This window comes from Clostridium sp. CS1-1, from assembly GCF_056135525.1.
In genome coordinates this window covers 3,368,828-3,394,677 of record NZ_CM148680.1, presented here as the reverse complement: position 1 = coordinate 3,394,677, position 25,850 = coordinate 3,368,828, and the positions used below count along the sequence as shown (strand labels likewise).

General features: G+C 31.2%; 41 protein-coding genes and 1 pseudogene. 33 read left to right on the top strand and 9 right to left on the bottom strand.

Features of this window, described 5'->3' with window-relative positions; all coding sequences use genetic code 11:
• Positions 1 to 13 precede the first annotated feature (13 nt).
• On the bottom strand, positions 14 to 985 hold the full coding sequence (locus tag AC0N0V_RS15990; protein ID WP_474459160.1) for an anti-sigma-I factor RsgI family protein: 972 nt from the start codon (positions 983 to 985) through the stop codon (positions 14 to 16).
• Complete coding sequence (gene sigI / locus AC0N0V_RS15985) at positions 978 to 1,661, bottom strand: RNA polymerase sigma-I factor (protein WP_474459158.1); 684 nt, start codon at positions 1,659 to 1,661, stop codon at positions 978 to 980. The genes AC0N0V_RS15990 and sigI overlap by 8 nt, the downstream gene beginning before the upstream one ends.
• Positions 1,662 to 1,998: 337 nt before the next feature.
• Between sigI and AC0N0V_RS15980 the strand changes: the two genes are divergently transcribed.
• Positions 1,999 to 3,123: a DUF5667 domain-containing protein gene (locus AC0N0V_RS15980; RefSeq protein WP_474459156.1), complete on the top strand. Its 1,125-nt coding sequence runs from the start codon at positions 1,999 to 2,001 to the stop codon at positions 3,121 to 3,123.
• Positions 3,124 to 3,259: 136 nt separating this feature from the next.
• On the opposite strand, the gene AC0N0V_RS15975 is transcribed toward AC0N0V_RS15980, so the two are convergent.
• Positions 3,260 to 4,111 (bottom strand): methyl-accepting chemotaxis protein, encoded by an 852-nt coding sequence (locus AC0N0V_RS15975; protein ID WP_474459154.1) that lies wholly within the window; start codon positions 4,109 to 4,111, stop codon positions 3,260 to 3,262.
• A gap of 125 nt (positions 4,112 to 4,236) precedes the next feature.
• Positions 4,237 to 5,109 carry a fumarylacetoacetate hydrolase family protein gene (locus AC0N0V_RS15970; protein WP_474459152.1) on the bottom strand — a complete coding sequence of 291 codons (873 nt, stop codon included), beginning with the start codon at positions 5,107 to 5,109 and terminating at the stop codon, positions 4,237 to 4,239.
• 331 nt (positions 5,110 to 5,440) lie between these two features.
• Here AC0N0V_RS15970 and AC0N0V_RS15965 point away from each other — a divergent pair, with 331 nt between their 5' ends.
• Positions 5,441 to 6,040 carry an FMN-dependent NADH-azoreductase gene (locus AC0N0V_RS15965; RefSeq protein ID WP_474459150.1) on the top strand — a complete coding sequence of 200 codons (600 nt, stop codon included), beginning with the start codon at positions 5,441 to 5,443 and terminating at the stop codon, positions 6,038 to 6,040.
• A gap of 70 nt (positions 6,041 to 6,110) precedes the next feature.
• Here the strand turns inward: AC0N0V_RS15965 and AC0N0V_RS15960 are convergent, their stop codons facing one another.
• Positions 6,111 to 7,388 (bottom strand): Nramp family divalent metal transporter, encoded by a 1,278-nt coding sequence (locus AC0N0V_RS15960; RefSeq protein ID WP_474459148.1) that lies wholly within the window; start codon positions 7,386 to 7,388, stop codon positions 6,111 to 6,113.
• Between the two features lie 215 nt (positions 7,389 to 7,603).
• On the opposite strand from AC0N0V_RS15960, the gene mntR reads away from it, so the two are divergent.
• Positions 7,604 to 8,086 (top strand): transcriptional regulator MntR, encoded by a 483-nt coding sequence (gene mntR / locus AC0N0V_RS15955; RefSeq protein WP_474459146.1) that lies wholly within the window; start codon positions 7,604 to 7,606, stop codon positions 8,084 to 8,086.
• Between the two features lie 518 nt (positions 8,087 to 8,604).
• Positions 8,605 to 8,886 carry a hypothetical protein gene (locus AC0N0V_RS15950; RefSeq protein WP_474459144.1) on the top strand — a complete coding sequence of 94 codons (282 nt, stop codon included), beginning with the start codon at positions 8,605 to 8,607 and terminating at the stop codon, positions 8,884 to 8,886.
• A 121-nt stretch (positions 8,887 to 9,007) separates the two neighbouring features.
• Here AC0N0V_RS15950 and AC0N0V_RS15945 read toward each other — a convergent pair whose 3' ends face one another.
• The 3 genes from AC0N0V_RS15945 to AC0N0V_RS15935 are packed head-to-tail and all read right to left on the bottom strand — an operon-like array spanning position 9,008 to position 11,151.
• Entirely contained in the window at positions 9,008 to 9,253 is a 246-nt protein-coding gene (locus tag AC0N0V_RS15945; RefSeq protein ID WP_474464557.1) for a 4Fe-4S dicluster domain-containing protein, read from the bottom strand.
• 19 nt (positions 9,254 to 9,272) lie between these two features.
• Positions 9,273 to 10,841 (bottom strand): recombinase family protein, encoded by a 1,569-nt coding sequence (locus AC0N0V_RS15940; RefSeq protein ID WP_474459142.1) that lies wholly within the window; start codon positions 10,839 to 10,841, stop codon positions 9,273 to 9,275.
• Positions 10,819 to 11,151, bottom strand: coding sequence for a helix-turn-helix domain-containing protein (locus AC0N0V_RS15935; protein ID WP_474459140.1), 333 nt, complete (start codon positions 11,149 to 11,151; stop codon positions 10,819 to 10,821). Before AC0N0V_RS15935 ends, AC0N0V_RS15940 begins: the two co-directional genes overlap by 23 nt.
• 993 nt (positions 11,152 to 12,144) lie before the next feature.
• Between AC0N0V_RS15935 and AC0N0V_RS15930 the strand changes: the two genes are divergently transcribed.
• On the top strand, positions 12,145 to 12,279 hold the full coding sequence (locus tag AC0N0V_RS15930; protein WP_474459138.1) for a hypothetical protein: 135 nt from the start codon (positions 12,145 to 12,147) through the stop codon (positions 12,277 to 12,279).
• Between the two features lie 12 nt (positions 12,280 to 12,291).
• On the opposite strand, the gene AC0N0V_RS15925 is transcribed toward AC0N0V_RS15930, so the two are convergent.
• Positions 12,292 to 12,756: a helix-turn-helix domain-containing protein gene (locus AC0N0V_RS15925; protein WP_474459136.1), complete on the bottom strand. Its 465-nt coding sequence runs from the start codon at positions 12,754 to 12,756 to the stop codon at positions 12,292 to 12,294.
• Positions 12,757 to 12,956: 200 nt separating this feature from the next.
• Between AC0N0V_RS15925 and AC0N0V_RS15920 the strand changes: the two genes are divergently transcribed.
• From AC0N0V_RS15920 to AC0N0V_RS15785, 28 genes and pseudogenes are all read left to right on the top strand, one after another.
• Positions 12,957 to 13,169 (top strand): helix-turn-helix transcriptional regulator, encoded by a 213-nt coding sequence (locus AC0N0V_RS15920; protein ID WP_474459134.1) that lies wholly within the window; start codon positions 12,957 to 12,959, stop codon positions 13,167 to 13,169.
• 226 nt (positions 13,170 to 13,395) lie between these two features.
• Entirely contained in the window at positions 13,396 to 14,211 is an 816-nt protein-coding gene (locus AC0N0V_RS15915; protein WP_474464556.1) for an ORF6N domain-containing protein, read from the top strand.
• A 12-nt stretch (positions 14,212 to 14,223) separates the two neighbouring features.
• Positions 14,224 to 14,346, top strand: coding sequence for a hypothetical protein (locus AC0N0V_RS15910; protein ID WP_474459132.1), 123 nt, complete (start codon positions 14,224 to 14,226; stop codon positions 14,344 to 14,346).
• Positions 14,347 to 14,361: 15 nt separating this feature from the next.
• Complete coding sequence (locus tag AC0N0V_RS15905; protein WP_474459130.1) at positions 14,362 to 14,808, top strand: DUF5348 domain-containing protein; 447 nt, start codon at positions 14,362 to 14,364, stop codon at positions 14,806 to 14,808.
• A gap of 130 nt (positions 14,809 to 14,938) precedes the next feature.
• Complete coding sequence (locus AC0N0V_RS15900; protein WP_474459128.1) at positions 14,939 to 15,067, top strand: hypothetical protein; 129 nt, start codon at positions 14,939 to 14,941, stop codon at positions 15,065 to 15,067.
• A 12-nt stretch (positions 15,068 to 15,079) separates the two neighbouring features.
• Positions 15,080 to 15,598 carry a host-nuclease inhibitor Gam family protein gene (locus AC0N0V_RS15895; protein WP_474459126.1) on the top strand — a complete coding sequence of 173 codons (519 nt, stop codon included), beginning with the start codon at positions 15,080 to 15,082 and terminating at the stop codon, positions 15,596 to 15,598.
• Positions 15,599 to 15,610: 12 nt separating this feature from the next.
• A complete protein-coding gene (locus tag AC0N0V_RS15890; protein ID WP_474459124.1) occupies positions 15,611 to 15,799 on the top strand; it encodes a hypothetical protein in 189 nt (62 codons plus the stop codon).
• A gap of 11 nt (positions 15,800 to 15,810) precedes the next feature.
• On the top strand, positions 15,811 to 16,560 hold the full coding sequence (locus AC0N0V_RS15885; protein ID WP_474459122.1) for a hypothetical protein: 750 nt from the start codon (positions 15,811 to 15,813) through the stop codon (positions 16,558 to 16,560).
• Positions 16,561 to 16,562: 2 nt separating this feature from the next.
• A complete protein-coding gene (locus tag AC0N0V_RS15880; protein ID WP_474459120.1) occupies positions 16,563 to 16,718 on the top strand; it encodes a hypothetical protein in 156 nt (51 codons plus the stop codon).
• 117 nt (positions 16,719 to 16,835) lie between these two features.
• Positions 16,836 to 17,120: a LysM peptidoglycan-binding domain-containing protein gene (locus tag AC0N0V_RS15875; RefSeq protein ID WP_474459118.1), complete on the top strand. Its 285-nt coding sequence runs from the start codon at positions 16,836 to 16,838 to the stop codon at positions 17,118 to 17,120.
• 35 nt (positions 17,121 to 17,155) lie between these two features.
• Complete coding sequence (locus AC0N0V_RS15870; RefSeq protein ID WP_474459116.1) at positions 17,156 to 18,028, top strand: phage replisome organizer N-terminal domain-containing protein; 873 nt, start codon at positions 17,156 to 17,158, stop codon at positions 18,026 to 18,028.
• Positions 17,997 to 18,797, top strand: coding sequence for an ATP-binding protein (locus tag AC0N0V_RS15865; protein ID WP_474459114.1), 801 nt, complete (start codon positions 17,997 to 17,999; stop codon positions 18,795 to 18,797). Before AC0N0V_RS15870 ends, AC0N0V_RS15865 begins: the two co-directional genes overlap by 32 nt.
• A 2-nt stretch (positions 18,798 to 18,799) precedes the next feature.
• Positions 18,800 to 19,075 carry a hypothetical protein gene (locus tag AC0N0V_RS15860; RefSeq protein WP_474459112.1) on the top strand — a complete coding sequence of 92 codons (276 nt, stop codon included), beginning with the start codon at positions 18,800 to 18,802 and terminating at the stop codon, positions 19,073 to 19,075.
• A 34-nt stretch (positions 19,076 to 19,109) separates the two neighbouring features.
• Positions 19,110 to 19,853 carry a hypothetical protein gene (locus AC0N0V_RS15855; RefSeq protein WP_474459110.1) on the top strand — a complete coding sequence of 248 codons (744 nt, stop codon included), beginning with the start codon at positions 19,110 to 19,112 and terminating at the stop codon, positions 19,851 to 19,853.
• A 66-nt stretch (positions 19,854 to 19,919) separates the two neighbouring features.
• Positions 19,920 to 20,132, top strand: a complete 213-nt coding sequence (locus AC0N0V_RS15850) for a hypothetical protein (protein ID WP_474459108.1) — start codon at positions 19,920 to 19,922, stop codon at positions 20,130 to 20,132.
• Between the two features lie 10 nt (positions 20,133 to 20,142).
• The gene (locus AC0N0V_RS15845; RefSeq protein WP_474459106.1) at positions 20,143 to 20,397 is read left to right on the top strand and encodes a hypothetical protein; all 255 of its coding nucleotides are present in this window, start codon (positions 20,143 to 20,145) and stop codon (positions 20,395 to 20,397) included.
• Positions 20,394 to 20,597, top strand: a complete 204-nt coding sequence (locus AC0N0V_RS15840; protein ID WP_474459104.1) for a hypothetical protein — start codon at positions 20,394 to 20,396, stop codon at positions 20,595 to 20,597. The genes AC0N0V_RS15845 and AC0N0V_RS15840 overlap by 4 nt, the downstream gene beginning before the upstream one ends.
• Positions 20,598 to 20,653: 56 nt before the next feature.
• A complete protein-coding gene (locus AC0N0V_RS15835; RefSeq protein ID WP_474459102.1) occupies positions 20,654 to 20,806 on the top strand; it encodes a hypothetical protein in 153 nt (50 codons plus the stop codon).
• 37 nt (positions 20,807 to 20,843) lie between these two features.
• Entirely contained in the window at positions 20,844 to 21,074 is a 231-nt protein-coding gene (locus AC0N0V_RS15830) for a hypothetical protein (protein ID WP_474459100.1), read from the top strand.
• Positions 21,075 to 21,217: 143 nt separating this feature from the next.
• Positions 21,218 to 22,213, top strand: a pseudogene (xerA, locus tag AC0N0V_RS15825) (site-specific tyrosine recombinase/integron integrase).
• Positions 22,214 to 22,249: 36 nt separating this feature from the next.
• Complete coding sequence (locus tag AC0N0V_RS15820) at positions 22,250 to 22,447, top strand: hypothetical protein (RefSeq protein ID WP_474459098.1); 198 nt, start codon at positions 22,250 to 22,252, stop codon at positions 22,445 to 22,447.
• An 11-nt stretch (positions 22,448 to 22,458) separates the two neighbouring features.
• The gene (locus tag AC0N0V_RS15815; protein ID WP_474459096.1) at positions 22,459 to 22,629 is read left to right on the top strand and encodes a hypothetical protein; all 171 of its coding nucleotides are present in this window, start codon (positions 22,459 to 22,461) and stop codon (positions 22,627 to 22,629) included.
• Positions 22,604 to 23,068 carry a hypothetical protein gene (locus tag AC0N0V_RS15810; RefSeq protein ID WP_474459094.1) on the top strand — a complete coding sequence of 155 codons (465 nt, stop codon included), beginning with the start codon at positions 22,604 to 22,606 and terminating at the stop codon, positions 23,066 to 23,068. The genes AC0N0V_RS15815 and AC0N0V_RS15810 overlap by 26 nt, the downstream gene beginning before the upstream one ends.
• Before the next feature lie 116 nt (positions 23,069 to 23,184).
• Positions 23,185 to 23,700 (top strand): dUTP diphosphatase, encoded by a 516-nt coding sequence (locus AC0N0V_RS15805; protein WP_474459092.1) that lies wholly within the window; start codon positions 23,185 to 23,187, stop codon positions 23,698 to 23,700.
• Between the two features lie 184 nt (positions 23,701 to 23,884).
• The gene (locus AC0N0V_RS15800) at positions 23,885 to 24,187 is read left to right on the top strand and encodes a hypothetical protein (RefSeq protein ID WP_474459090.1); all 303 of its coding nucleotides are present in this window, start codon (positions 23,885 to 23,887) and stop codon (positions 24,185 to 24,187) included.
• Entirely contained in the window at positions 24,187 to 24,687 is a 501-nt protein-coding gene (locus AC0N0V_RS15795; protein ID WP_474459088.1) for a Holliday junction resolvase RecU, read from the top strand. Before AC0N0V_RS15800 ends, AC0N0V_RS15795 begins: the two co-directional genes overlap by 1 nt.
• Positions 24,660 to 25,415 carry a hypothetical protein gene (locus tag AC0N0V_RS15790; RefSeq protein ID WP_474459086.1) on the top strand — a complete coding sequence of 252 codons (756 nt, stop codon included), beginning with the start codon at positions 24,660 to 24,662 and terminating at the stop codon, positions 25,413 to 25,415. Before AC0N0V_RS15795 ends, AC0N0V_RS15790 begins: the two co-directional genes overlap by 28 nt.
• Positions 25,416 to 25,501: 86 nt before the next feature.
• On the top strand, positions 25,502 to 25,846 hold the full coding sequence (locus AC0N0V_RS15785) for a hypothetical protein (RefSeq protein ID WP_474459084.1): 345 nt from the start codon (positions 25,502 to 25,504) through the stop codon (positions 25,844 to 25,846).
• Positions 25,847 to 25,850 lie beyond the last annotated feature (4 nt).

Sequence of the window (25,850 nt, the reverse complement as noted above, 5' to 3'; positions counted from 1 at the left end):
ATATTCTTTCTCATTATTTATCCTTTTTTTCTTTATCTGTTTTTTGTGAATCATGATATTTATTATCTGAGTTGTTTGGCCTGTCATTCTCATTATCTTTGTCCTTAGAGCCTTTATCATGTTTTGTTGAGTCATCATTTTTAGATGAATTTTTATCATCGGAATTCTTAGTTTTTGAACTGTTTGAAGGAGCAGTGTTTATATTATTATTTTGTTTATTATTGATATTATTAGTATCGTTGTTATGAGTGCTGTTTCCGTTACCTTTTGATGGAATAGAGTTATCTGTTGGTTTTTTACTATTATTTATTGCATCCTTTGTATCTTGTGAATTAGATTTGTTATTTAACTCATTATTTTCATCTTTATTATTAGTAAAGCCATTTTTATTTTTTTCAGAAGAACTATTTAGAATAGTAGATCCATTTATATCTACCTTTACATTTAAAGTATTCTTTTTAATTTCACTTTCAAAGGAAGAAAGCTTAATTTCTTTACCAGATATATTGACACTAATAGTTTTATTCATCTCTTTGTAATTCTCATTAATAAAATTGTCTTTTTTAGCTTGATTTAGAATAGATACCAAAGCATCATCTACTAATTCATTTTTTAGGGATATTTCCTGCAGAATCTTTTTACCGTCTGGGTTTAAAGGCTTCACATCTATAACCTTATTCCACATATTGGATTTAAGTTCAATCGCAGGATTTATACTTACTGTAACCGTTGATACTGGTTTATAATAGGAATACGCTCCACCGCCACTTAAAAGTACAGCGAACGCTAAACAAGCTGCAGCAGCATACTTTAATATGCCATTCTTCATAAAGGTATTTGTTGATACTAAGCCACAATACTCTGACCCTATAGAGGGAAGAGGCTTACGTTTGTCTATCTTTATTTTTGCAAATTCACCAGTAGCAGTCATTATATAGGCTATGTTTTCTTCCATTTTCATTACAATACCTGTTTTACTATTCATTATTTACACCTACTTTTATATTTAAATATGACCTTAAATAAATATACTCCTTGTTTGAAAAAATTAAAATTAGTGTTAAGATATATCTTCTCCACTTCTCTATGAATTTTCTATTTGCACCGGTGAGAATACATATTTCCTTTACAGGAAGTTTTTTAGAACTATATATATACTGTAATATTGAGTCCTCATTTGAACAAGTTAAAGATAAATTTAATAATTTATCTTTGGTGTCTTTATGGCTTGGTGAAGATTCCACTAGATCCTCGAAAGATAGTTTGTAACTTTGTAACTCTTTAGAAAAAGCTAATATCTCATCACTTCTTCTTTTGTTCTCCTGTTCAAGTTCATAATTATTTAAAGAATTTTTATTGTCAATGTAGTCTATGCTCTCATCTTCTGAGTTGAAGGTTACAAAAGGGCTACCAGAACTTTTTCTAAAGTAATCTATAAGAGCATTTTTAATTAAAACTTTTGCATAACTAAAAAAATTACCTTTGTCTTGAACATAAGTATCACAAGCATTATTAAACGCGATTAATCCTATACTTAATTCATCATCATTTTCCCAGTGTAGGGTTCTCTTACAAATATTTGATGTAATATTATATATGAATTTTTTATTATTTTCTATAAAATCTTCTTTGCTATCAATAAATTGTCCTTTCAGGTTCATTTGACCACCTCATTTATAAATACGAATAACAGGTTTAATTTAAAGGGGTATCTTCATAGAAGTTTATTGTAAAAAACATTAAAATTCAACTGGAAAATTAAGATAAATTTTTAAGAGGAGATTTATTCTGCTGAGTTACCCATCAGCAAGAATAAATACTATAGGTTCAAACACTCACAAAATTTTATTTCATAATATATATTATATTTCGATACTATGAATATAAAATTTATTTAAATTTGATACTATTTAAAAAAATAATGATACCCCCTAAATTAGGAAAGCTGTCACGTAAATACTTATGAAAATAACTTGAGAAAACTTAGGAGGGACTTATATGAAGAAGTTAGTATTATTTATTACAGCATTAACTGTATCGCTAAATCTTAGTGGAAGAGTTTTTGCGGATGAGGTTAGCACTACTTTAAAGGATCAGGCTGGTATAACTCCAGATAACGCAATTCTATATCCTATAGATAAGGCTATAGATAATATTAAAGTAAACATCTCAATAGGGAAAGATAAAGCAGAGGTTTTGGTAAGTGTTGCCGATGAAAGACTAGGAGAAAGTGAAGTAATGGCTGAAGAGGGAAAAACCGACTTATCTACTGGAACTTTAAATGAATATAATAATAAAATGAATGAAGCAGTTGACACAGTTCAAGAGTCAATAGATAAGGAATCAGAAGAGTTAGAAAAAACTGTTAACGATAACGTAGAAGATTCAAAAAAACTGGACGAATTAAAAGCTGTAGAACAAAAAATAATTGATAGACATAAGAAGTCTATAGAAGTTTTACAGAACATACAAAATAAGCTGCCTGAAAATGCAAAAGCAACTATAGTTAAAGTTATTGAGATGCAAACTGCAAAAAAAGATGCGATAATTGCAGTTGCTAAGGAGAGGCAAACGCTGATTCAAAATAAGAAAGATGTTAAGGAAGCAGAAAAAAAATTAGAAGAAGCTAAAAAAGCTGGAGATCAGGAAGCAATAAAAGTTGCTGAAGAAGCTTTAAAACAAAAAGAAGAAGCTCTAGCTAAACAAAAGCAAACATTTGAGCAAGCACTAGCTGAAAAGAAGGCTGTAATGAAAGGCGAAGTAGGTCGATTGAAGAAAGTATTAAAAGAAGAAGTTAAATCAGGAAATATAACTAAAGAAGAAGCTAAAGAAGCCATAAAAGCAGTCGAAAAAAGTAAAGATGGAAAGAAGAGTTCAGGTAATGAAAAAAGTTCAAATTCTACAAATACTAATACAATAAATAATAGTAAAAGCTCCTCAAATAATCAAACAGTTAAAAACAAGGTAAGTTCAGTAGAAAACCAAAGTGAAGTAGAACAAGAAAAAGAAGTGAAAAAGCAAGAAACTGAAAAGATAAAAGAAGAAAAGAAGGAAGATATCAAAGAGAAGGTAAAGGAAAAGATAAAAGAGAATAAAAAGGAACATGATAACAAAGAAGATTAAATGTTATATTAAAGAAAAGGCAATTAGATTAGAGGTTTATAGTAGCGATTGCCTTTTCTTAATTTAGGTTTTACAGGAAAATAATATAGGGTTTGCATACCTAAGATAGGCTACACAAACTAAATTGCAATAGCATTTAATAATAATTTGCCATGTTTTCTAAAACTTCAGCATTAGAAGATAACTCTTGAATTAAAGCATTTATTTCTTCGAATGATGCTGCTTGTTTATTGAAGGTATCATTGATTTCATCAATATTTCCAGATATGTTAGACACAGAACCTTGGATTTTCTTTAAAACCCCATCTATTTTTTTTATAGATTCGGAGCTAGAAGTAGAAAGTTTCCTTATTTCCTTTGCCACAACGTTAAAACCTCTACCCATATCTCCAGCCCGTGCTGCTTCAATGGAAGCATTTAGACCTAGAAGATTTGTCTGGTTTGCAACATTTCTTACAAAGTTTAATATTTCATCTGTGTTTTGAACTTCTTCATTAGTTTCTAATATATTTTTTGTTATTTTAGCATTAGCCTCAGCTATAGTTCTTACATCCTCAGCTAATATGTTGGTGTTTTGACTAATTAGCTGCAAAGCTGAAGATAATGATTTTGATAAATTTGATACTTCAAATTGTCTATTTAGATTTTTGCAAAGAGAAACACAGCCAATAACCTTACCGGCGTCGTTAAAGGCAGGAATTGATATAGATTGAATCTCCATTCCAAATACATCCTTAGATATTCTTTTTACAACTACATTTTTAGTTTTCATGGCCTCATAATCTCCACCGCTCTTACTAATAGCGTCTCCAGCCTTCACATTTAATTTAAACTTTTCATTTCCGTAAAGCTCCAAATACTTTTCTGTATCGGCTACTGATAGGAGAATATCTTCACTAATAAGGTACTGGAAGTATGGAAATAATGTACTATAAGCATTTAAAAATTCATTACCATAGTCTTTCCTATTATCATTTGTTTTAAACATAGTCTATCCTCCTCATATAAATTAATCATAGAGAATAAGGTTTGTAGTGATAAAACTACTCATCTTGTTGCTCATTCATTCTTCATGCTAAAATATATAAATATCTTCTTCCAATATGATGTTGTCTATAAAACTGAATTTTTCAAAGAGCCTATATTTTCAATGTAACATTCAACTTGATCACCAGGATTCAAGTATCTTGGAGGGGTAAATCCCATACCTACTCCAGCAGGAGTTCCTGTAGCAATTATATCTCCAGGCTTTAGAGTTATACCCTTTGAGAACTCACTTATTATGTATGGTATATCAAATATAAATTCTTTTGTATTTGAAGCTTGCCTTAATTCACCATTAACATAGGACTTAATATCTAGCTCAATTGGAAACTTTAATTCATCCTTAGTAACTATCCAAGGTCCCATAGGGCATGTACCATCGAAACTTTTCCCTCTATACCATTGAACATGTTTCCATTGGGAATCTCTTACGGATACATCATTTAAAATAGTATATCCAAATATATAATCCGCTACTTTACCCTTAGGAATATTTTTGCCCTCTTTTCCTATGATAATAGCAAGTTCAACTTCGTAGTCAAGCTTATTAGTTAAATCTTTATGAGATGGAATAATTCCATTATGGCCTACGCATCTATCTACAAGTTTAGAGAAATATATAGGAAACTCAGGAATTTTATCTTCTAGGTCTATTGCTTTTGCAACCTCTTTGATATGATCTTTGTAGTTTTTCCCTAGACAAATGATTCCTCTAGGAGGATTTGGGATAGGTGACTGTAGAACTACTTCACTCAAAGGAATAATATTTTTTTCATTTTGGAAGTTCTTTATTTTATCTTCTGCTACACAGTCGAAGTTAATCAAAAGATCAATCATAGAATACCCTGGGAAAATGTCACTAAGACAAATGATTGATTTTTCATCCTTAGAAACTAGCCCTATTTTTTCTGCTCCTTCAAAATTAAATGTAACAAAACGCATAGAATCCCCACCTTTATTATTGTAAAATTTTTTCTAAACACTTTTATTATAACAATTATAGCATATTTATCCTAAAGGTGAGATGAAAAGTTTCAAGGTTATTTATGCAGTAAAGGAACTAATTCTAATATTTTTACTTATATAATAAGGTTGATATTGGTTTTTCGCGCCTAAATAGTAAGATCTTTGGCATATAAGTGAGAATAAAGGTAAATTGGTTAAAAGTCTAATATAATAAATTTAGTATATTAGCATAAGTAAAAGTAATTGTGAAAAAATATTTAGTGAAAGTGATTAAAATATATTATAAACAACTGAAAGGGGCTAATTTATGAGTAAAATACTTTACATCAAAGCAAATCCAAAGCCAGATGAGCAATCTAATACTTTTAGGCTTGCCAATGAATTTTTAGAGGAATATAAGAAGAATAATCCTCAAGATGAAATTGTAACATTAGATCTATATAAGGAAAGTATAAAGCCATTAGATAGTAATATGCTTAATGATATGTTTTCAGGAAAAGATAATGAAATGTTAAAACATGCAAACACCTTTGCAAGTGTTGATAAATATGTAATAGCTGCACCTATGTGGAATCTGAGCATACCCTCAATATTAAAATCATACTTTGATTATGTAACTTATGTTGGAGTGACTTTTAAATATACAGAGAATGGTCCAGTAGGTTTATTAGCGGATAGAAAAAGAAAGGCAGTGCATATTACAACTAGAGGAGGAGACTATAGCGAAGGAGCTGGTGCTCAGTTCGAAATGGGGGATAGATATATTAGAACTATCTTAGGATTTATGGGAGTAAGTGATGTTAGTACTTTAAAGTTAGAACTTGCTAATGTTTTACAGGGAGAGGAATTAGAAAAAGTAAGGAGTAAGAGCAATGAAGAGGCAAGAGAATTAGCAAAACGATTTTAGGAACTTGAATAATAATAAAATAAATAAATCCTCTAGTTATTAGAATTAGAGGATTTATTTATAGGTATTATCATCTACCACTAAGTGTAAGAAAAAGGAGTACCGCATTCAAGGTTATAATAATTGAGGTAATTATCCAACCTATTACTTTAGTGATAGGTTTGTTCACTAAATCACCCATAATTTCTTTCTTGCTACTTATAATCATAAGCGGAATAACAGCAGCAGGAAGTGCAAAGCTTAGGATAACTTGGCTTAGTATAAGAGCCTTCATAGGATTTACTCCTAATACTATAATAATCATACCAGGTGCCATAGTAATTATTCTTTTTAAGCTGATATTTAATTTTAAGTTAACAAACCCATCCATAAGGCTTTCTCCAGCCATAGCACCTACTGCAGAGGAGGATAAGCCAGAGGCTAAAAGTGCAATACCAAAAGCTCCACTTGAAAGATTGCCGAGAAGAGGCTGTAATGATCTATGAGCTTGTTCTATTGAATCTACGGCAATTCCTTGGCTAAAGAAAACAGCAGCGGATACTATAAGCATAGCTGAATTTATTAAAAATGCTATATTCATAGCAATAATTATATCTATCTTTTCCATCTTGAAATGAGTTTCTCTTTCCTTTTTTGTAGTGTACCCATTTCTAGACTGTACCAATGCAGAATGAAGATATATTACGTGAGGCATAACAGTTGCACCAAGCATACCTGCTGCTATCAATAAAGCATCACCATTAGGAAGACTTGGAACTAGAGTATGAATAGCTACAGAAGTCCATTCTGGTTTGGCTAAAAAAACTTCAAAGGCATAAGCAGCACAAATTATTGATATTAAAATAGTAATTACTATTTCTACAACTCTTTGTCCGTATTTCTGTAAATTTATTATGGCAAATGTCAATACAATTGTAATTATTCCTGCATAGAAAAGAGGTATTCTAAATAATAAGTATAAACCTAAAGAAGCACCCAAGAATTCAGCTAGTGTTGTAGCCATAGCAGTTATACAAGAAATTATCCATAAAAACCAATTAACTTGCACTGAAAATATTTTACCGCACATTTGAGATAGATTAAAACCAGTGGCAATGCCAAGTTTAGCAGAAAGTGTTTGTAAAAAAATAGCCATCAAATTGCTCCATAGTATTACCCAGATTAAGTTGTAGTTAAATACTGATCCTCCAGCTATATTAGTAGCGAAGTTGCCAGGGTCTACATATGCCACACTAACAATAAATGCTGGACCTAAGTACTTAGAAATGTTTTTCAATTTACTTAGTATATTTAAATTGAAGTTTTGTTTACTTAAGGTAAGTTCTTCTAGTTCTGGATTTGGGTACATGACAAGTTCCTCCTCAAAAATATATTTAGTTACTCTTAAAAAAATTAAGACTATAAAACAATCTTAGCCTGTACTAACTTTTATAGTTTATGATATGAGAAAAGATTAAAAAGAGTGATTAAGAAGTTCTATTTTTTACATATAGTTCATATAAATTATTGATAGGTATACCCAATTAACGATATTAATAATTTTAGTGAAAGGTAGATGATAGTATGGCAGATGAAGATTTCTTTACCTTTAGTGAATATATGAAAAAAGAGTGTGATACTTTAACAGCTTCAATGGAAGATTATCTAGAAATGACCTATAGATTATCTGAACAGATAGGATTCACTCGTATTCATGATTTAGCAAAAGCTCTAAATGTACAGCCGCCATCTGCAACAAAGATGATACAAAAGTTAGCAGAATTAAAATTTGTAAACTATGAAAAGTATGGGATTATACTTCTTACTGAAAACGGAAAAAATATGGGAAAATATCTGCTAAAGAGACATAATATTATTGAAGGTTTTTTCAAGGTTCTCGGAATATCCGATGGTGTATTGGAACAAACAGAAAAAGTGGAGCATACAATAAGTAATGAGACTGTAGAATACCTTGAGGATTTTATTAGTTTTATACAAGAACATCCAAAAATAATTAGCGATTTTGATATTTTTAGGAAAAACAAAAGAAAACATAATATAGTGTAAGTTCTTACACTATTATAGTAATCATTTGTAATAATATCTTTGTTATAATGATAGATTTCTATTCATAAAATTAACCAAATCCAATTTTAGGGAGGGGATACACCATGGGAGATAAAGGTAAGAGTAAAAGTGGTTCTACCAAAAAGAATGATAAGAAAGCAAAAGGAACTAAAAATACAAAGAAAAAATAAGCTGAAGTAAAGCACATAGAATAGACTATGTGCTTTATTTTAGCTTATTTTTAGTTTAATCATGTAGATGAAAATGTTGAAGTTTTATATAATATTTTAGCTAATAAGGAGTAAACAGATTTCTAAGCATCAGATGAAGTATTAGAGCGGGTATTAATTGGATAAAGAAAAGTTATAATTATTAATACTTTGTAAAGTGATACTGAATACTATTTAACTTTAATTGATTATATGTTATAATCAATATATAAAATTATTTGTAAAAAAGCTTCGATTAAGACAAAATTTTATTATCAAAAGATATATTTTTAAGAAAGAGGAGTTTGAATGATGGAGTTTATAAATAGGAATTTATCAGGGGTTTTTAAGACGATAGTAGCTATATTAGCTGTACTTATATTCATCAGAATTATACCATTACTCGTAGTGGCTGCAATAGTAGGATGGGCTGGCTTTAAAAGTTATAGATACCTTAAAACATGGAAGAATAGAAAGATTAATAATAAACAAGAAGCACACTCTCAGGCAAGTGTTTATGATGAGGAAAGCTATTTCGATTTAAAAGATAAAAATGTTGTGGATGTAGATTATGAAGATATAAGGAAGTAAAATAAGTTATCACCTAGCAAGTGGCAAGTTTAATAATAAGTTGACAAGCTACTTAAAGGTCAGGTCTAATATAGTCCTTGCCTTAAAGTAGCTTGTCCAATCTGAATAAAATTACAATATTCTATAAAGTTGTAGTCACCTCTTTAAGTAGTTCTCTAATCGGTAGGTGTTGAGGACATACCTTTTCGCATTTCCCACAAGATACACAAGAAGAAGATTTAGCCTGCTCAGGCATAACTCTATATTTTTTTTGGCAGCCGTCTAAATCATTGTACATAAAAGATTGATTGTATAGTGCGAAGTTCTTCGGAATATTTACACCAACAGGGCATGGCATACAGTACTCGCATGCTGTACAATTATAAATCCTTTCGCTTGTCCTTTTTTTACTGCAATAACTCGATATCTACAAATCCAGTATCAGAATTCCAGCGAATCTCTTTTACTATGCTTCTTATCAATCTTCTTTTTTCTTCTACAGTCTTGCATAACTTAAAGTTTTTACCAAAACTCTTTATCTGTTCATAGAACAATTCAAAATTTGCTTGTGTAATATTTTCAGTTTGTGTTTCTTCTTCAAGATTCTGTACTTTTTCTTTTAGGCTTGCATTTTCTTTACTTAGCCTGTTAATTTCTGCTATAATATATCCAGCGGCTTCTGGGACAACTTGACCTAGTTGCTTTGTTAGATTTAAAATAGCTGTATCGTTTTTAGATATAGCTTTTTTTGTTTTATTAAGGTCCTTGACTTTATTATTGGGTTTTAGTTCTTCGTGGCTTATGGCTTTTTTTAGAGCTTCTTTATTTGCACTTAAGTTATATAAATATTCAACAACATCATTATGCATTTTTTCAAGAGTTATATTGCCATTATTACAATACTTGGTAGTTAGCTCTTTTTTCTTACTACAGGTATAAAAGTAATACCTAATATTTTTATCCGAGCGAGAAACGTTATAGTTAACGATAAGCGGTGCTTCGCATTTATCACAACGCAACAATCCAGTTAAGAATGAATTTTGTGATGATTCGAAACGTGGGTACTTATCATTTTGTTTTATTTTTTCCTGTACTTGTATCCAAAAATCAGGTTCTATAATTCCTTTATGCTTAGAGACACAACATATCCAGTTTTCTTTGGATGCTATTTTTCTATTAGCGATATTTGGTCTTCTACCATATGTTAAAATTCCACCTTCATTGGGTTCTCCTATAACTGTTATTCCTTGTTTCTCGAGGTAGTTTAGCAATTCTATCGAACTTTTTACATAACATGGAGACTTGAGGATGAAATGAACACTAGACTTTGACCATTTTTTATTACCAATGTTGTTATCTAATAACCATAACCAAACTTTTCTTAAAGACCCAAACTGACAAAACTTTTCAAACATTTCTTTGACTATTAAAAGCTCATCTTCTACGGGTTTTAGATAAGTAGTTTCTTTTTCATGTTCAATTACTTTTTCTACTTTAAAGCCATAAGGGACAGCTCCACCAAGCCAACGTCCAGTTTTAGCTAACTCCATCATGTTATCTCTAACTCTTTCAGCTATAGTCTCACGTTCTAACTGTGCAAATACTGCTGCTATATTCATCATAGCACGCCCCATAGGAGAACTAGTATCGAATTGCTCCTTGATAGATACAAAACTTATTCCATACTTTTGTAAATCCTCTATAAGAATAGAAAAATCAGCTATATTTCTACTCACCCTATCTAATCTATAGCAAATAAGTACATCAAATTTTTTCATCTTAGCATCAGCCATCATTCTTTTAAATTCTGGTCTATCAGTATTTTTTCCTGAAAAGCCTTCATCCTCGTAAATAAGAAACTCATTAATTTCTAAAAATTTTTCACTATACTCTCTACACATCTGAGCTTGATTTTCAATAGATTCACCTTTACCTGTGAATTTAGATTTTCTACTATATATTGCTGCTTTCATCATTACCACCTTCTAAATATTCTTTATCATAAGTACATTCTCTACACTCTATAATACAGCTTATAAGTAGTCTAGGGCAAACTTTTAATTCCTCAGCAATTCTATAGAGCATACGTATAGTAGGGCTTTTTTCATTTTTTTCAAGTTCTGAGATGTATCCCTGTGATATGTTTAAATTTTTTGCTAAAGTTTTTTGCGACATTTTTCGCATTACACGCCATGCCTTAATGCTTAGTTTAGGGTTCATAACATTCCTTTCTTGATTAGTTAACCTAAATTTAATATATATTATATAAATATTAAAAGTCATCATAATCATATTTCCAAATATGGGCGTATATAGTTTATTATAGGTATTATTGTAAAATGGTGTGCAAATATTGTCAAAAGTATCGCTGATAGAGATATACTTTTAGGTTTATAATGTGTATACAAAATAAATTTAATATCTGTTCATGAGTCTTTTACTTTGAATGGGATGAATTTATAGAAATATAACTTGAATCTAAGCACTTGTTAATTTGTATTTATAAAATATATAATACAATATACATGAAAATGTAAAATTTATTACATAATATACCGTATTATGAAAAATAAACTTGTTTTTTGGAGCTGATATGGTATAATCAAAAATGTGATTTAACCAATCCATATTTTATAAATCATAGTAGATATATAAATTTTTGGATGATGTAAATTTAAGAGTAAAATAAATTTAAGAGTAAAATAAATACATATTTAAAGATTCAAGATTTTAATTAATACATATTTTGCTAAAAACTAAATTATTGATTAACGACACAAAAGGCAATGTTTTATGCTTCTATGAGTATAGTCTCTTTGTGGTATTAATAAATAATTATGTTTTAGCGAAGTATTAAAATCTTGAATCTTTTTTATTTGTTGGAGGTGAAAATATATTAAATATGGAATTCAAGTTATTGAGTATTTACATAAAATTAATAGATTATAGGTGGACTACCTTGTCAGTATTTAATAGGCAAGTATTATAAATTTAAATATTATCTAAGATTAGTAAAAAAGTAGAGGGGGATTGTTGAAGATAGTCAATAAAATTCTATTAAGCAATGAAAAAAATACATCCGACTGATATAAATATATAATTTAAATTCTTTGTTTATAAGGAGAAACTTAAATAAAAGAATTTACCATAGGCAATAAATACTTAAAAGAGTAAAGTTAATTGACTATTGTCACGAACGTGAGTTCTTGTATATTTAAGGTAAAAGTGGTATTATTAATACAATGAAAATAATTTAGGGGACAAGCAGGAGGGGAAATAATGAAATTTTCTGATATACTCGCAGAAATGATAGAGGAAGAAGGCTTAGTTATTGAGGGGAATTTAGAACAAAAGGTAATAGAAGTAATGAGATTAGTTATAAAATCAGAAAAAAAACAGGGTACTTTTAATTAAGTTATCCTGTTTTTATTTCTTTTGAATTATTTTTAAAATATCAAGTACTTTGTTTGCTAAATCAACTTTCTCATCATAAGTCATATTCTCATCATATAAATTAGCTTCTTTAAGTTTATCTTCCATGATTATACTAAAATCATTTATAGCATTTAAGTCATTTTCAGATAAATTGCTTTTGGCAAATGTTTTAATAAATTTATCGAATAATTCCTTCGTTTTGCCGTTACCTGCAAATAAATCCATATCATTTAGATTAATGTTGTTCTTTACATCTGTTTTACCGAGTAAATAATCTACAGAGCATTCAAATAAAGATGCAAGCTGTTTTAAAATTGGTGGTTCTGGTATGTTTGTACCTTTTTCCCACTTACTAACAGATTGCTTTGTTACATGCACCATATCCCCTAATTGAGTCTGAGTTAACTTTAAATCATTTCTACATTCTTTAATCCTTAAACCAGTTACATTCTCCATATCTTACCTCCAATTTTATCCATAATATATTATAACTCAAAGGTTGACTAAATAAAACATTGTCGCTTTTAAATATACTTTTTATTATTTTTTGTAATATTTCTATAAAAAATGATAAAAATACTATTGACAGTCAACTTAAAAGTTACTATAATAAAATCATAACAAGTCAACTACAAAGTGACAAAGGAGGCGAATGTATGTCAAATGTAATTAAAGCATTAAGGATGATAAAAGGTGTTAGTCAAGAGGAAACTGCTAAACTAATGGGAATGGGTATTGCAAATTATAATACTAAAGAAAATAACCCTGATTTATTCACTATAGCTGAAGCTAAAAAACTGACTAGTATACTAGAGGCCCCGTACAACATTTTTTTTGACAAAGAAGTCAACTTAAAAGTTACTGTCTAGTAGTTTGTGCAGCAAACTGAGAATTAAACATGGTAAATGGAGGATGGAGAAGTAATCAACATGATAAGAAGTTTAACTGCCGAAAATTCGGAGGTTGAAGTTTCAAAACTTTTTATACCAACTACTTTTAATCATAATGGGAATGAATACAAAGAATAGCTTGATGGTTATAAAAGAAGCAGGTTTAACTAAAGAAGTAGTAAGTAAAAAACAGGGAGATGGGAATATGAATGACTTAGTAAAAATTAACAATCAAGAATTACAGGTAAAAGAATTTAATAGTCAAAGAGTTGTAACTTTTAAAGATATTGATATGTTACATGAAAGGGTGGAAGGAACTGCTAAAAGAAATTTTTCAGATAACAAAGTACATTTCATAGAAAGTGTAGATTATTTTATGGTTAAACCTTCAGATTTTGAAAAGTATGAAAATCGTACTTTAGAAATACCGAACAGAGGCTTAACTCTTATAACAGAAAGTGGTTACTTAATGCTAATAAAATCATTGAACGACGATTTAGCTTGGAAAGTACAAAGAGAGTTAGTTAGGAATTACTTTAGGGTAAAGGATGTAACACAAAATATAGCTCAGCTTAGTCCAGAGCTACAAGCATTTAAACAAATATTCGATAGTATGGCCAAACAGGAGATCGAACAAAAAAGACTTGAAACTGAAATAGCTTTAACAAAACAAGAAACAGCATCTGTTAAGGAGGATATTCAAAACATAAGAGAGGTGGTAGAATTTAAACCTTCTGATAATTGGAGAGTTGAGATCAACTCATTGATGAAGAAAATATGTTTTAAACTAAATGATTATAAAACACCAAAAGAAGAATCATATCAAGCATTAAAAGAACGTGCCTCATGTGATTTGAAAATTAGGCTTAAAAATATGAGAGGCAGACTTGCTTTGGAAGGTGCGACCAAAACAAAAATTGATAATCTAAATTTCTTAGATGTTATAAGCGAAGATAAAAAGCTTATAGAAATTTATACTGCGATAGTTAAAGAAATGGCTATTAAGTATAAAGTCGCGTAGGAGGTTTGTTAGGTGAAGAAAAAACAACCTGAAATTAAAGTAAGAATAGTTAATCCGGAAGCTATACCTCAGGCTGAAAAGAATCTAGCTAGAGCTATAGCACAAATATTGAAGAACAGGGAATTAAGTAAATAGTTGGAGGTTTAGTAAATGATAAGAGATAAATTATACACAAAGCACCTATATGAGATAAGTAGCTTAGCATCAAAGCTCGATAGTGCATTAGATAGTTTACCAAGTTGCTCAGATAGTGAAACTATGGAAGAAGAGGCAATAAGGCATGCACTTTATACAGCTGCTGAGAAATTAAATGATGCAAAATGGGCTATGGAGCATTTCTCAAAGCCAGCAAAAGAAGGTTTCTTGAGGAAAATTTCAAGTGGTAAGTTTGAGGTTGAATATAATCGAGGCTGCACTTTTTATCCTTTAAGTTGCGGTAGCAGTCTAGAAGTTTACTTACAAGAAGATACTGAAGCGGGTATTGATGAAGGTTGGTGTGCTGGAAGAGTGGAGTACACAAGTGGTAAGGGATATTACTTTTACGGCCCAGGTAAACCGGCTTTACATGATGGTATGAGGGTAAGAACTAGAGATTAGTAAATATATAACACGGGATAAAATAGGGCTTCTAAAGCCTTATAAAAAATTTTTCAACAGACTAAAAACACAAACACTTACTAGTATATTCTATGCTGAATATAAAAAAGTAGAACTGGAGGAAATAAAAATGGCAAGCAAAAAAACTAAAATGAGATTTGAAACAATTAGAGAAAGAGACATCCAGTTAAAGGCTTTTAGACCTGGAAGCTACACTATAGATAATAAGAACCCTTTAATAGTTTGGTTAAATTTTTAGGAGGAATGAAACATGGAAAATACAGTACACTTTGAAATCATGAAGATAGTTGATGATGTGCAGGCAGATGAAGCGTTAGAACAGATAAGAGATATAAGAGCAGAAGCCAACAGACTCGAGATGGTAGCAAATGCAAGGATAGAGAATATCACTCAGCAGCTAAAACTTAAGCTCAATGCCTTAGGAAACCAAGAACAGATATTAATAGACCAACTAAGAGCTTACAGTTTAGGAGTGGAATTTAAGGAAACTAAGACACAGAAGAAGTATAAGTTAGTTTCTGGTGAGTTAGTTATAAAGAAACCTACTGTAAAGATAGATGTTGCCGATAGAGATAAACTTATCAAATATGCAGAGAATAGTGCTCAAGACTACATAAAGACTAAAAAAGATGTAGATTGGGCGGGACTTAAAAAGGTTCTGGACCTAAATGGAGATAAGGTTATCAATAAAAAAACTGGTGAAGTGCTAGGAGAGTTAGAAGGTTTGACAGTTAAAGAAGTAGGGGAGATTTTTGAAATCAAATTCTAGGGGGTAAATGATATGTTCCAGGTGCTATTTGAAGGATATGAGGAGCCTGTTAAGGCTCATGGTGGGATAGCTTACCTTACTCAAGATTTTAAGTTTGGAGCAATAAGAACTACTAGAGAACAAGCTAATAAAGATATAGAAAAAGCAGAAAAAACAGGTTGCATTTTTAAGAAAGCGACAGTTATGAAAGTTTTATTTTAGGAGGAAGAACAATGGAAAATCAAATAAGTAATTCACTAACAATAATAGAGGGGATGGAGTTACAGCAAGTACAAAGTACAATGCAAAAGATTAGCCAATTTCAAGGAGTTATTCAAAAAACTTTACATCAAAATCACGATTTTGGGGTGGTTCCTGGCACCAATAAACCTACACTATTAAAACCAGGTGCTGAAAAAATATTGATGCTTATGGGTTTAAGAAGTGAATTTGATGTAGTAGATAGCACAAGAGACTTTGAAAAAGGATTCTTCCAATATCAAGTGAGATGTAAGCTTTATAAAGACACAGTTCTTATAACAGAAGGTTTAGGAGCTTGCAATACTAAGGAAAAAAAGTATACTAAACAAGATCCTTTCACAATGGATAACACAATATTAAAAATGGCAAAGAAAAGAGCATTAGTTGATGCAACATTACTAGTAGCAAGCCTATCTGATGTATTTACTCAAGACATTGAAGATATGGACCTTAACGGAGAAAAACCTTCACAAACTTCAAAAGTAGCATTTGATAGTACAGCAACTATAAGCGGAGCTCAGGCTAAAAGATTATATGCAGTAAGTGGAGCAAATGCAGATTTGTGCAAGCAGATTATTGAAAAGCATGGATATAAAAAGAGTGAAGAAATAAAGAAAGTAGACTATGAAAAAATCTGTGATGAAATAGCTAAGGAAAGAGTAAAAGCAATGGCTGAGGTTAGTGGAGTAACATATCAAGACACACCATTTGAAGAAGTGTAGTCATGAAAGAAGAGTTATTACAAGAAGAAAAGGACTTAATGATGGAGTTCTTTGGTGAGATAGTCACTAGAAAAGATTTAGATGAGTACTTAGATTGGCTTGATGAGCAAAGGCAATTGGAAGAAGAAACATTGAGAAGTGTTACTCAACCATGCTAAAAAGAGCCCTCATGAAAGGACTCTTAGTCAAAAACGTTAAAGTTTTCGGATAGGCACGAACTTTGGACGGCAAGTGCCTGTCCCCATAATATCAAAATAGATGGGGGTTGTCAAATTATGAATAAAAAACGTATACGTATTTTATTATTCGCAACTATAACTACACTTATTGCTGTTATTAGTATATCCAGCAAAGTAGAATCTTATTCCATTTCTAGACAACAAGTTAAAAAGACTTTGAGTTATACAGTTCAACCAGGTGATTCGATTTCAACTATAGCAGAGAAATACAAGCCTAAGTATATGAAGCTAAGCAACTACATTGTAGAAATACAAATTTTGAATAATTTACATGAGCATATAGAGCCAGGACAAAAGCTTTTAGTGCCTATAGAGAAATAAAGGATACAAGAACAAAGGAAGGTGAGACTGTTTATATGGCAGAGGTAACTTGGATAAAACTAAACACAGATATGTTTGATAACAAAAAAATTAAGCAAATAAGAAAGATGCCTGGTGGTAACGATATGGTTTTATTCTGGGTTATGCTTCTAACTCTTGCAGGTAAAAGTAATTCTCAAGGATATATCTTTTTCACTGAAACATTACCTTACAATCCAGAAATGCTTGCAAATGAGTTCGACATGGAATTAAACACGGTGAGGATGGCATTAGATATATTTATCAAATTTAATATGATCACTGTAAAAGAAGAAACAATTTTAATTACAGGATGGTCAGATCATCAAAATGCTGAGGGGTTGGAAAAAATTAAAGAAAGAGAACAGGCTAAGCTTAGAAAACGAAAGCAAAGAGAAAAGGAAAAACTATTGTTAGCACCAGCTAAAGACGAGATATGTTCTTTCAAAAGTGAAAAGTTTAATATGTCACGTGACAGTCACTGTGACGGTATGCGTGATGTCCCTGTGACTCCTTCTTATATAGAAGAAGATAAAGAAGAAGAAATAGAAAAAGATAATTATCTTCTTTATATAGAAAATATCATAGATTATTATTGCTCTAAAGCTGGAACTATGTCAGTTAATTTTAAACCTAATGAATTTGAAGCTGTAAGGGAATTGTTAAGTAACAAGATACCTGCCGATGTAATTAAAGCAGGTATAGACTCAGCTTTTAAAAAATATAAACCAAGATTTGAAGGAGAAAAGATAAGCTCATTTAATTATTGTAAGCCAGTAATATTGACCTTATGGACTAACATAAATGCTAAAAAGAAAGGGGTAAAGAAGGGTGGAGACAATAAACCAAGTGCTGGAGATGAACTTAGAGAGCAGGGAATCGGACTGTAGAACCTGTGAAAAGTGTGGTGAACCAATAGAAAGAGTTACTTACCTCCCAGGGTTCAATAGATATATTAAAGGGCCTGTAATGTGTTCATGCAAGAAAGAAGACATTAAAGCAAAAGAGATAGAAGAAGAAAATAAAGAAAAACAATTAAGACTAAATCAAATTATTAAAAATTCTCTTATGGATAGCAAGTTTAAAGAGTGTAGATTTGAAAATTGGGACCATAAAAGAGGTTCAGAGAAGATATTCAATATCGGAACTAAGTATGCTGCTAGCTTTGGAAAGATGAAAAAAGAAGGTATAGGACTTCTAATTTATGGAGATGCGGGGAATGGAAAAACGTATGTAAGCAGCTGTATAGCAAATGAGCTCCTAAATAACTTAATTCCAGTAATATGTATAAGCATAAATGGGCTCTTAGACAGAATTAAGCAGACATTTAATACTTGGGGTAAGGAAGGAGAGGAAACAATCCTTAGAAGCCTTTCTAATGCTGATTTATTGATAATAGATGACCTCGGAACAGAGCAGGATACTGATTGGACCAAAACAAAGATATATAACATTTTGGATAGCAGATATAGAAATGGATTACCACTTATAGTTACAACTAATTTCCCACTGGAGGAGCTTAAAGAAAAGTACCATGAAAGAACTTATGACAGGTTGATTGAGATGTGTACTCCAGTTAGAAATGATGGAAAGAGCATAAGAGTTGATAAGGCTAAAGAAAAAACCAGGTTACTGAGTGAATTATTAAGGGGGGAATAAACATGGTAGAAGGAATAACGATAGCTGAAATAAATAGTCTGCAGCAAGAGAATGAAGGGCTTAAAAAAGAAGCAATATTCTTTATGAAACAGGCAAGAGCTGCTGAATTGAGAGTAAAAGAATTAGAAGAAGCATGTGAGAATTTTAGAGAACAAGTAACATTTGAGAGTGACAGACACCTAGAAAAAATTGTAGAAAGGATAAAAAATTACATTCCGGCAGATGATATCGAAGCTAATGAGTTTATTCTATATCTGTTAGAAGAGATGAAGTTGTAATTTTGCAAATAAAAATTGAGAGGGGTAAAAAATAATGAACTTAGAAAATAGTATAAAGGATTGTATATCAAAAGAATTAGAAAAAGGGATTATAGAAAAGGTTATAGCAGCAAAACTTGAAGAATGTATTGCTACATCAATTAAAGACATGTTTAGTTGGAGTGGAGATGTTAAAAAGGTTATTGAAGAAAAAATAAAATCTGTTATGGTACCTCATCTTGAATCTTATGATTACTCGAAATACATCACAAAACTAGATTCTGTTTTAGTAGAAGTTTTAAAAAATTCATCATTAGAGAATAAAAAGCTGCTTGAAAACTTTAAAGAGTTGATGATTCTAGAAGAAAAAGAAGTTATAAAAGCTTCAGAACTATTTGATATATGGACTAAATTTGTTGCTGAAAATGTTGATACTGATGATTTGAAAGTAAATTATGATGATGGTGTTAGTTACGAACCTGTTGACGTATCAATGGAAGTTGAATATGAAGAAGGAAGAAGCTGGAGCTCTTTCGAAGGTGCAAAACTTGTATTTGAATGTGAGCATGATAAGGAAATGAATTTTGAAATTGGACTAAGCAGATGGAAAGAGCGTAAGGAAAAGAATTGGGATATAAGTTACAGAACTTCACACGAAATAAATTCTTTAAGACGTTTAAGTAAATTTGAAATACTCTTAATGAAACTATCTCAAAACTTTACAAAAATTGAGCTTGATACAGATTATGAAAATGATGAAGTTACTCCAGAAAAGGAACCAGAAGCATCGTTTAGTTAGTACAGACTTTGGGAATATTGTGTCTTTGCATTGTCTTTACAAAGTAAATCAAAGGGAGGAATTGAAGTGGCTAAGATATTGAAAAATTATAGATTAAATCAAAGTACCATAGATAAAATTGCAGAACTTCAATCTATAAGTGATAAGACTGCAACAGATCTCATAGAAGCTGCTTTAAATTATGTCCATGAGGAGTTAACTAGAGCATCCAAGGGAAAGAGCTTTGATGAATTTATGTTAGCTCAGGTACTTGGTAAGAGAATAGAAAAGGTTGGTTAGGAGGATTGAAATGAAAGTAGCATATTGTTTTAGGTTTGAAAAAGAACTAGAAATGGGAATAGATTACGAAACCAATGAACCATGTGAGGTTTATTCAAGAATATCAGCAGATGTTAAAAGAGAACTAACAGATAAAGAAAAAACAGATCAACATGAGGCTTTTAGAAAGATACTAGCATACCAAATGGGTGCTGATGAGCAATATATAATTCCTATAAGTGAAGAGGAATATATTGAAAATACCAATGATGGGGAGGATATATGAAAAAGGCTGTAGATTTTATTTTAAGATATTTAGGGATATCGACAGTAGTGGTTTTTGGATGGGAAGGCTTAGAACTTGCTATATTAGGTCATGTAAATCCAAACAAAGTTGATTCAATAGTTGGAACTATATTAATAATGTCTTTATATAAAAACTATGAAACATGGAATAAGTGTAGGGACTGTAAAGACAATGTATAATAATTACTAATTAAGAATTGTTATGCAATTTGAATATTATGTGAAAGGAATATTTTATGATAGTTAAACATTACTGTCCATTTTGTAAAAAATTAATAAGAGTCGAAAAAATAGTAGGTGAAGATAGGGGAATGGCTAAAATAGTAAAAGAAAATATGAAAATGATATGCAAAGTCTTGGGAAAGAGTTGTGAGTTTATACATGGTTAGTTCACAACACAAGAAAAATATAAAGCGAGGTAGACATATGAATAAGTACCAAAGGGAAAAGGTTAAACGTATGAAGAAACTTGGTAGTTTAGGAGTAAGTTACTACGGTCAAAAGCATATAATGAGAAATTATAACATAGATCAGGTGGACAAGATGATAGAACAGGCAACTAAAATTAAGGAGTCAGGTATATTAGAGAAAATACAAAGAGCAGCTAGGCAAGCTCGTAAAACATTCTTGGAATTTATAAGAGGTAATAATCAGTAGAATACTGTTATCTAAGGTAGGTCATATAAAAAATAAAATAGAGAGCTGTACGTCTGGACAACCTAGCAGCTCTCTAAAATCTCAACTGAGACACTTGTATTATAACATAGTTGTCTCAGTGTAGCAATATAAGGAGGATTATTATGTATAGTGCAAGTAGTAAAGATGAAGTAGTAATAAAGCTAGTAGGGAAGTTATCTTTAGAGTTTCCTAATATGGACCAAATTAAAGCTAGAACTGTAATAGAAGAAGTATTGTATAAGTACGATATTGCAACAACTGAGACATCTTTGGTAACTAGTGACATAGAGGAGAAGTTACAGATATATCTTGCAACCAAGAAGCTAGATGGATTAAGTCCAAGAACATTGCAAAACTATAATTATCAGCTATTAATATTTGCAACTCATTTAATTAAGCCGTTAGCTGCGATAACAACTATGGATCTAAGGATGTATTTAGCTGCAAGGTGTAAGAATATGAAAGCTACCAGTGTAAATGGACAAATATCTATCTTAAAGAGCTTCTTTAGTTGGCTATTTAACGAGGAATATATACCTAAAAATCCAGCAGCAAAGCTTAAACAGACAAAGGAACCTAAGAGATTAAGAAATGCTCTTAATGACGAAGAAACTGAATTGTTAAGACAAGCATCTAAAACTAATCGTGAAAAAGCATTGATAGAGTTCCTTGTATCATCTGGAACCAGATTGTCGGAACTTGTAAACATCAATATAAGCGATATCGATTGGCATGAAATGAGTTTGAACGTAATTGGAAAAGGTAACAAGGAGCGAAAAGTATATTTTAATGTAAAGACTAAAATTCTTTTACAAAACTATTTAAAAGGTAAAAAAGGAGATAGTCCTGCATTGTTTACTGCTAGTAAATTCCCTTTTGCCAGAATGGGTGGAAGAAGTATTTAGAGAGAAATTAAGAACATAGCAATGAGGGCCGGATTTGATAAATCAATTTTTCCACATTTAATGAGGCATACATTTGCTACACACAGCCTCAACTCTGGTATGGATATAACTGTACTGCAACACTTAATGGGCCATGAAACTCCACAAACTACTTTAATTTATGCTCAATTAAGTGACGAAAATGTAAAACACGCTTACAAGAGAATCTCTTAAATAAATTTGAGAATTTAAAAATGGGGGATATGGAAAATGACAAAGGAAACTTTAAAAATACTTCAAGAATCTGAGAATCAAAGGGTAAGAACTATAGCATCACTAGCTATAAATGCAGAAATAAGCTTTTTAGAAGCAGAGAAAAGACTTGATGCTATGTTTGATGAGTGTAGGCATCCAACAGGCTTACAAAGACAGTATGAAGATGCTATAAAGGCTGAATTTAATTGTTAGGGGAGATATTAGTGACTAGAACGGAATTTTTAAATGAGGTAGTGGAAACGTATTTTTCAAATAGCCATATTACAGTTCAAGAATCAATTATAAAGGTTGGACAAGATTTTAAAATTAGTAATATTCAGCTTGAAGAGTGGTTTGGGAGGGATATCTATGGGAAGAGGAAAAACAGTAACTGAAGAAGATAAGCACTTTATAATAAACAACTGGGAAGACATGAGCAATAAGGAAATGGCAGAGATTATAGGTGTTAGCAAAGAAACAATTTCAAGACTAGGAAAGAAGCTGGAATTAATAAATAAAAAAGAAGTGAGTTCAGGAAACTATGTAAGGACACAAGTATCAAAGCAAATAGTTGAGTATGGACCTGGTCCTGAAACTATATTAGAAATTGAAGCTAGAAAGAAAACACTAGAACTAGAACATATTAGACATGAATTAAGAGATAAAAATTCTCTTAAACTTGCAGTAAAAACAGATGGTCCAAGCGTGCCAGATAAAGTCCTAGATGGGAAGATAGTGCAAAAGAATAGAAGCTTTATAGCATTGAAGCTAGATAATTATATTGAGTGTTTTAAGTATGAGGATTTCTTTACCGGAAAGGCTGTGATTATATGATTATAAACTACCTTGAAGCAGAAGTAAGGTTTGCTAGACAGGGTAAAGTTAAGCAGTCCATGAAGCATAATGAATGGGCCAAAACAGAATTGGAAAAAAGAAAGGGGAATAAGTAAATGAATATTAGAGAATTGTTGGACAAGCAAAAGGAGTTAGATTTATATATCGCTAAGAAAAAGAATCTAGGAGATCCATACGATACTAAGTGGCTAGAGAGTAGAAAGCTTGCGCTATTAGTGGAAGTTGCAGAATTAGCCAATGCAACCAGGTGTTTTAAATACTGGAGTAATAAAGGACCTGAAAGTAAAGAAAGGATACTTGATGAATCTGCAGATTGCATACATTTCTGTTTAAGTCTTATGAATTTTGGTACAGGTAAGTATGATTTAGATGAATCTATAACAGCTTGTTTTGAAGAATACAAGAAATTTATAGAAGATGGAGCAGTTACACCAAAACTTGATACTGTATTTAATTTAATCTTTGAAGCAGCAGTGGAAGATGAGTGGCAAGCAGTATTTGTTAGTATATGTGCAATAAACTTTATTTTAGATCATGCAGCAGAAGAAGTAGAGCAGGCTTTTTTAAAGAAACATGAAGTGAACTATAAAAGACAGGTAGATGGCTATTAAATTTAAGCGTATATATATCAGGATTGAAAGAAAAAGCCTTACTAACACAAATAGATTTTATGAAATTGAATAGGCTTAAAATAGCTCTAAAGCAATTTTGCAAGAGTAGTGTACTAGAGTATTAATTTTATAATACATTGGACAAGTAGTAAAAGTACTGCTACTTGTCCAGAAAGAGGGACAATTGAAAAAAGCTGTATATGAAGGAGTAAAAAAACGTTCTGGTGGATTTTGTGAATTATGCCAATCAAACTATCTGGTCGAAGTACATCACATTATAAAAGGGAAAGGCAAGAGAAACAAATATGAAACCATAGATAGTTGCATAGATTTGTGTTGGAATCACCATAAGGGAAATGCGGGCGTTCATGGGAAGAATGGTCATGAACTTGATATAAAGCTAAAAAGGCAACTTCAGGATAAGTATTTCAGTATGGGATTTAAAGAAGATGAAGTTAGAGAAAAGATGGGAGGAAAACTTTACTAATGATAAATGCCGGAAAATCATTTGAACAGGACTTTAAGAAAAGTATTCCAGATTGGTGCTGGGTTTATAGATTAAGAGATAGTGCTGGGACGTGGCAAGGTGGAGAAAATACAAGATTTACACCAAGCAATATATCGGATTTTATGGTAATGGCTAGAGATAAATTATTCATCTTAGAACTTAAGAGTCACAAGGGTGTAAGTATTCCTATAAGCTGCATAAGACAGAATCAGTTAAAAGAGTTATCTAATATAAACCACCCCAATATAAGGCCTAGATTTATATTCAATTTTAGGGATTTACAGAAAACATATGTAATGTCGGCTAGAGATGTAGCTAAGTTTATAGAAGAAACCGAAAGAAAATCAATACCTGTGCAGTGGTGCATTGAAAATGGAATTGAAATACCTGGGGAGAGGAAAAGAACAAGATTTAGATATGATTTAAACAAGTTTTTGGGAGGAGAGAAGGAGTGTCAAGAACAGAGAATAGAGCTGTAACAAGAGAAGTTCAAAATGCAACAAAAATTATAAATAAGTTTACTCCTAATCAAAGAAAGGTAATTGATCAAATAGTTGAAGGTAGGTCAAATGAAAAGGTGCAAATAGCAAAAGTTAATTACTTTAGGGTGATTGCAGCATCTTTATATGAACATGGATTAAGTAGTAATCAGATAGATAGTATTTTCGAACTTGCTGAAAACTTCACGAAAGAAGAACTTACAAAGTCAGTAAAACTAGATCAGGAACTAAAAAGGAGTGGGAATATAGAAATGACTAAGAAGAAAATAGAAGATGGAGTAGTACAAGAAATAAATGCATCAATTGATGCTGGAGCGAGTAGGAAGGATATTATAGAAGCTGTATTATACAAGTTTCCTAACATGTCAAAGGCGATGGTTGTAAATGCATATCAGGAAGTTAGAGAAAGTAGGAAAGAAGAAGATCCAGAGGTTAATGAAGCAATAGAATATATATTTCATGAGGAGGAAAAAGAGATGAAAGAAGTTAAAAAAGCAGAGGAAGTTTCAACATCAGAAAAGATTACTAATACAGGTAAGTTAAAAGTACTTACTATGACTCTAAAAGGAGAAAATGGGACATATAGAGCTTGTGAGCATGGGGTAGAGTTAACTGAAATGGGAAGCATAATATGCTTTGAAAATATAGGACAAGTAGATGAATTTGCAAATGAGATTAAGCAAGTATTTGAAATGATGAAAGCTTAATATTGCAAAAATAAATAGAAATACTAGGTATCGTACAAGCTGTTTGAATTTAAGAGTAGCTTGTACGTGCAAAATAGGAGGTAGCAATGTCACCAGGAGAAATTATTGAAAAATTAAATGTAGCACAGTTAGCACTAACTAAAGGGAATATAGAACAAAAGACACTGGCGTTAAAAAAAGCACAAACAAAGAAAAACTATAGCATAGCTAAAGCTAGAAGGATATTACAACTTAAAGCTGAAAAGTTTCCAGCAACATTAATTCATGACGTAGTAAGAGGCGATGAAAAAATAGCAGAATTAAGATTACAAAGAGACATAGCTGAAAGTGCTTATTATACTGCTATAAGTGCTATGGAGAATTTAAGATTAGAAGTTGAGACACTTAGAAGTTTACTCACATGGTTAAGAACGGAGTTAAAAAATACTTAATGAG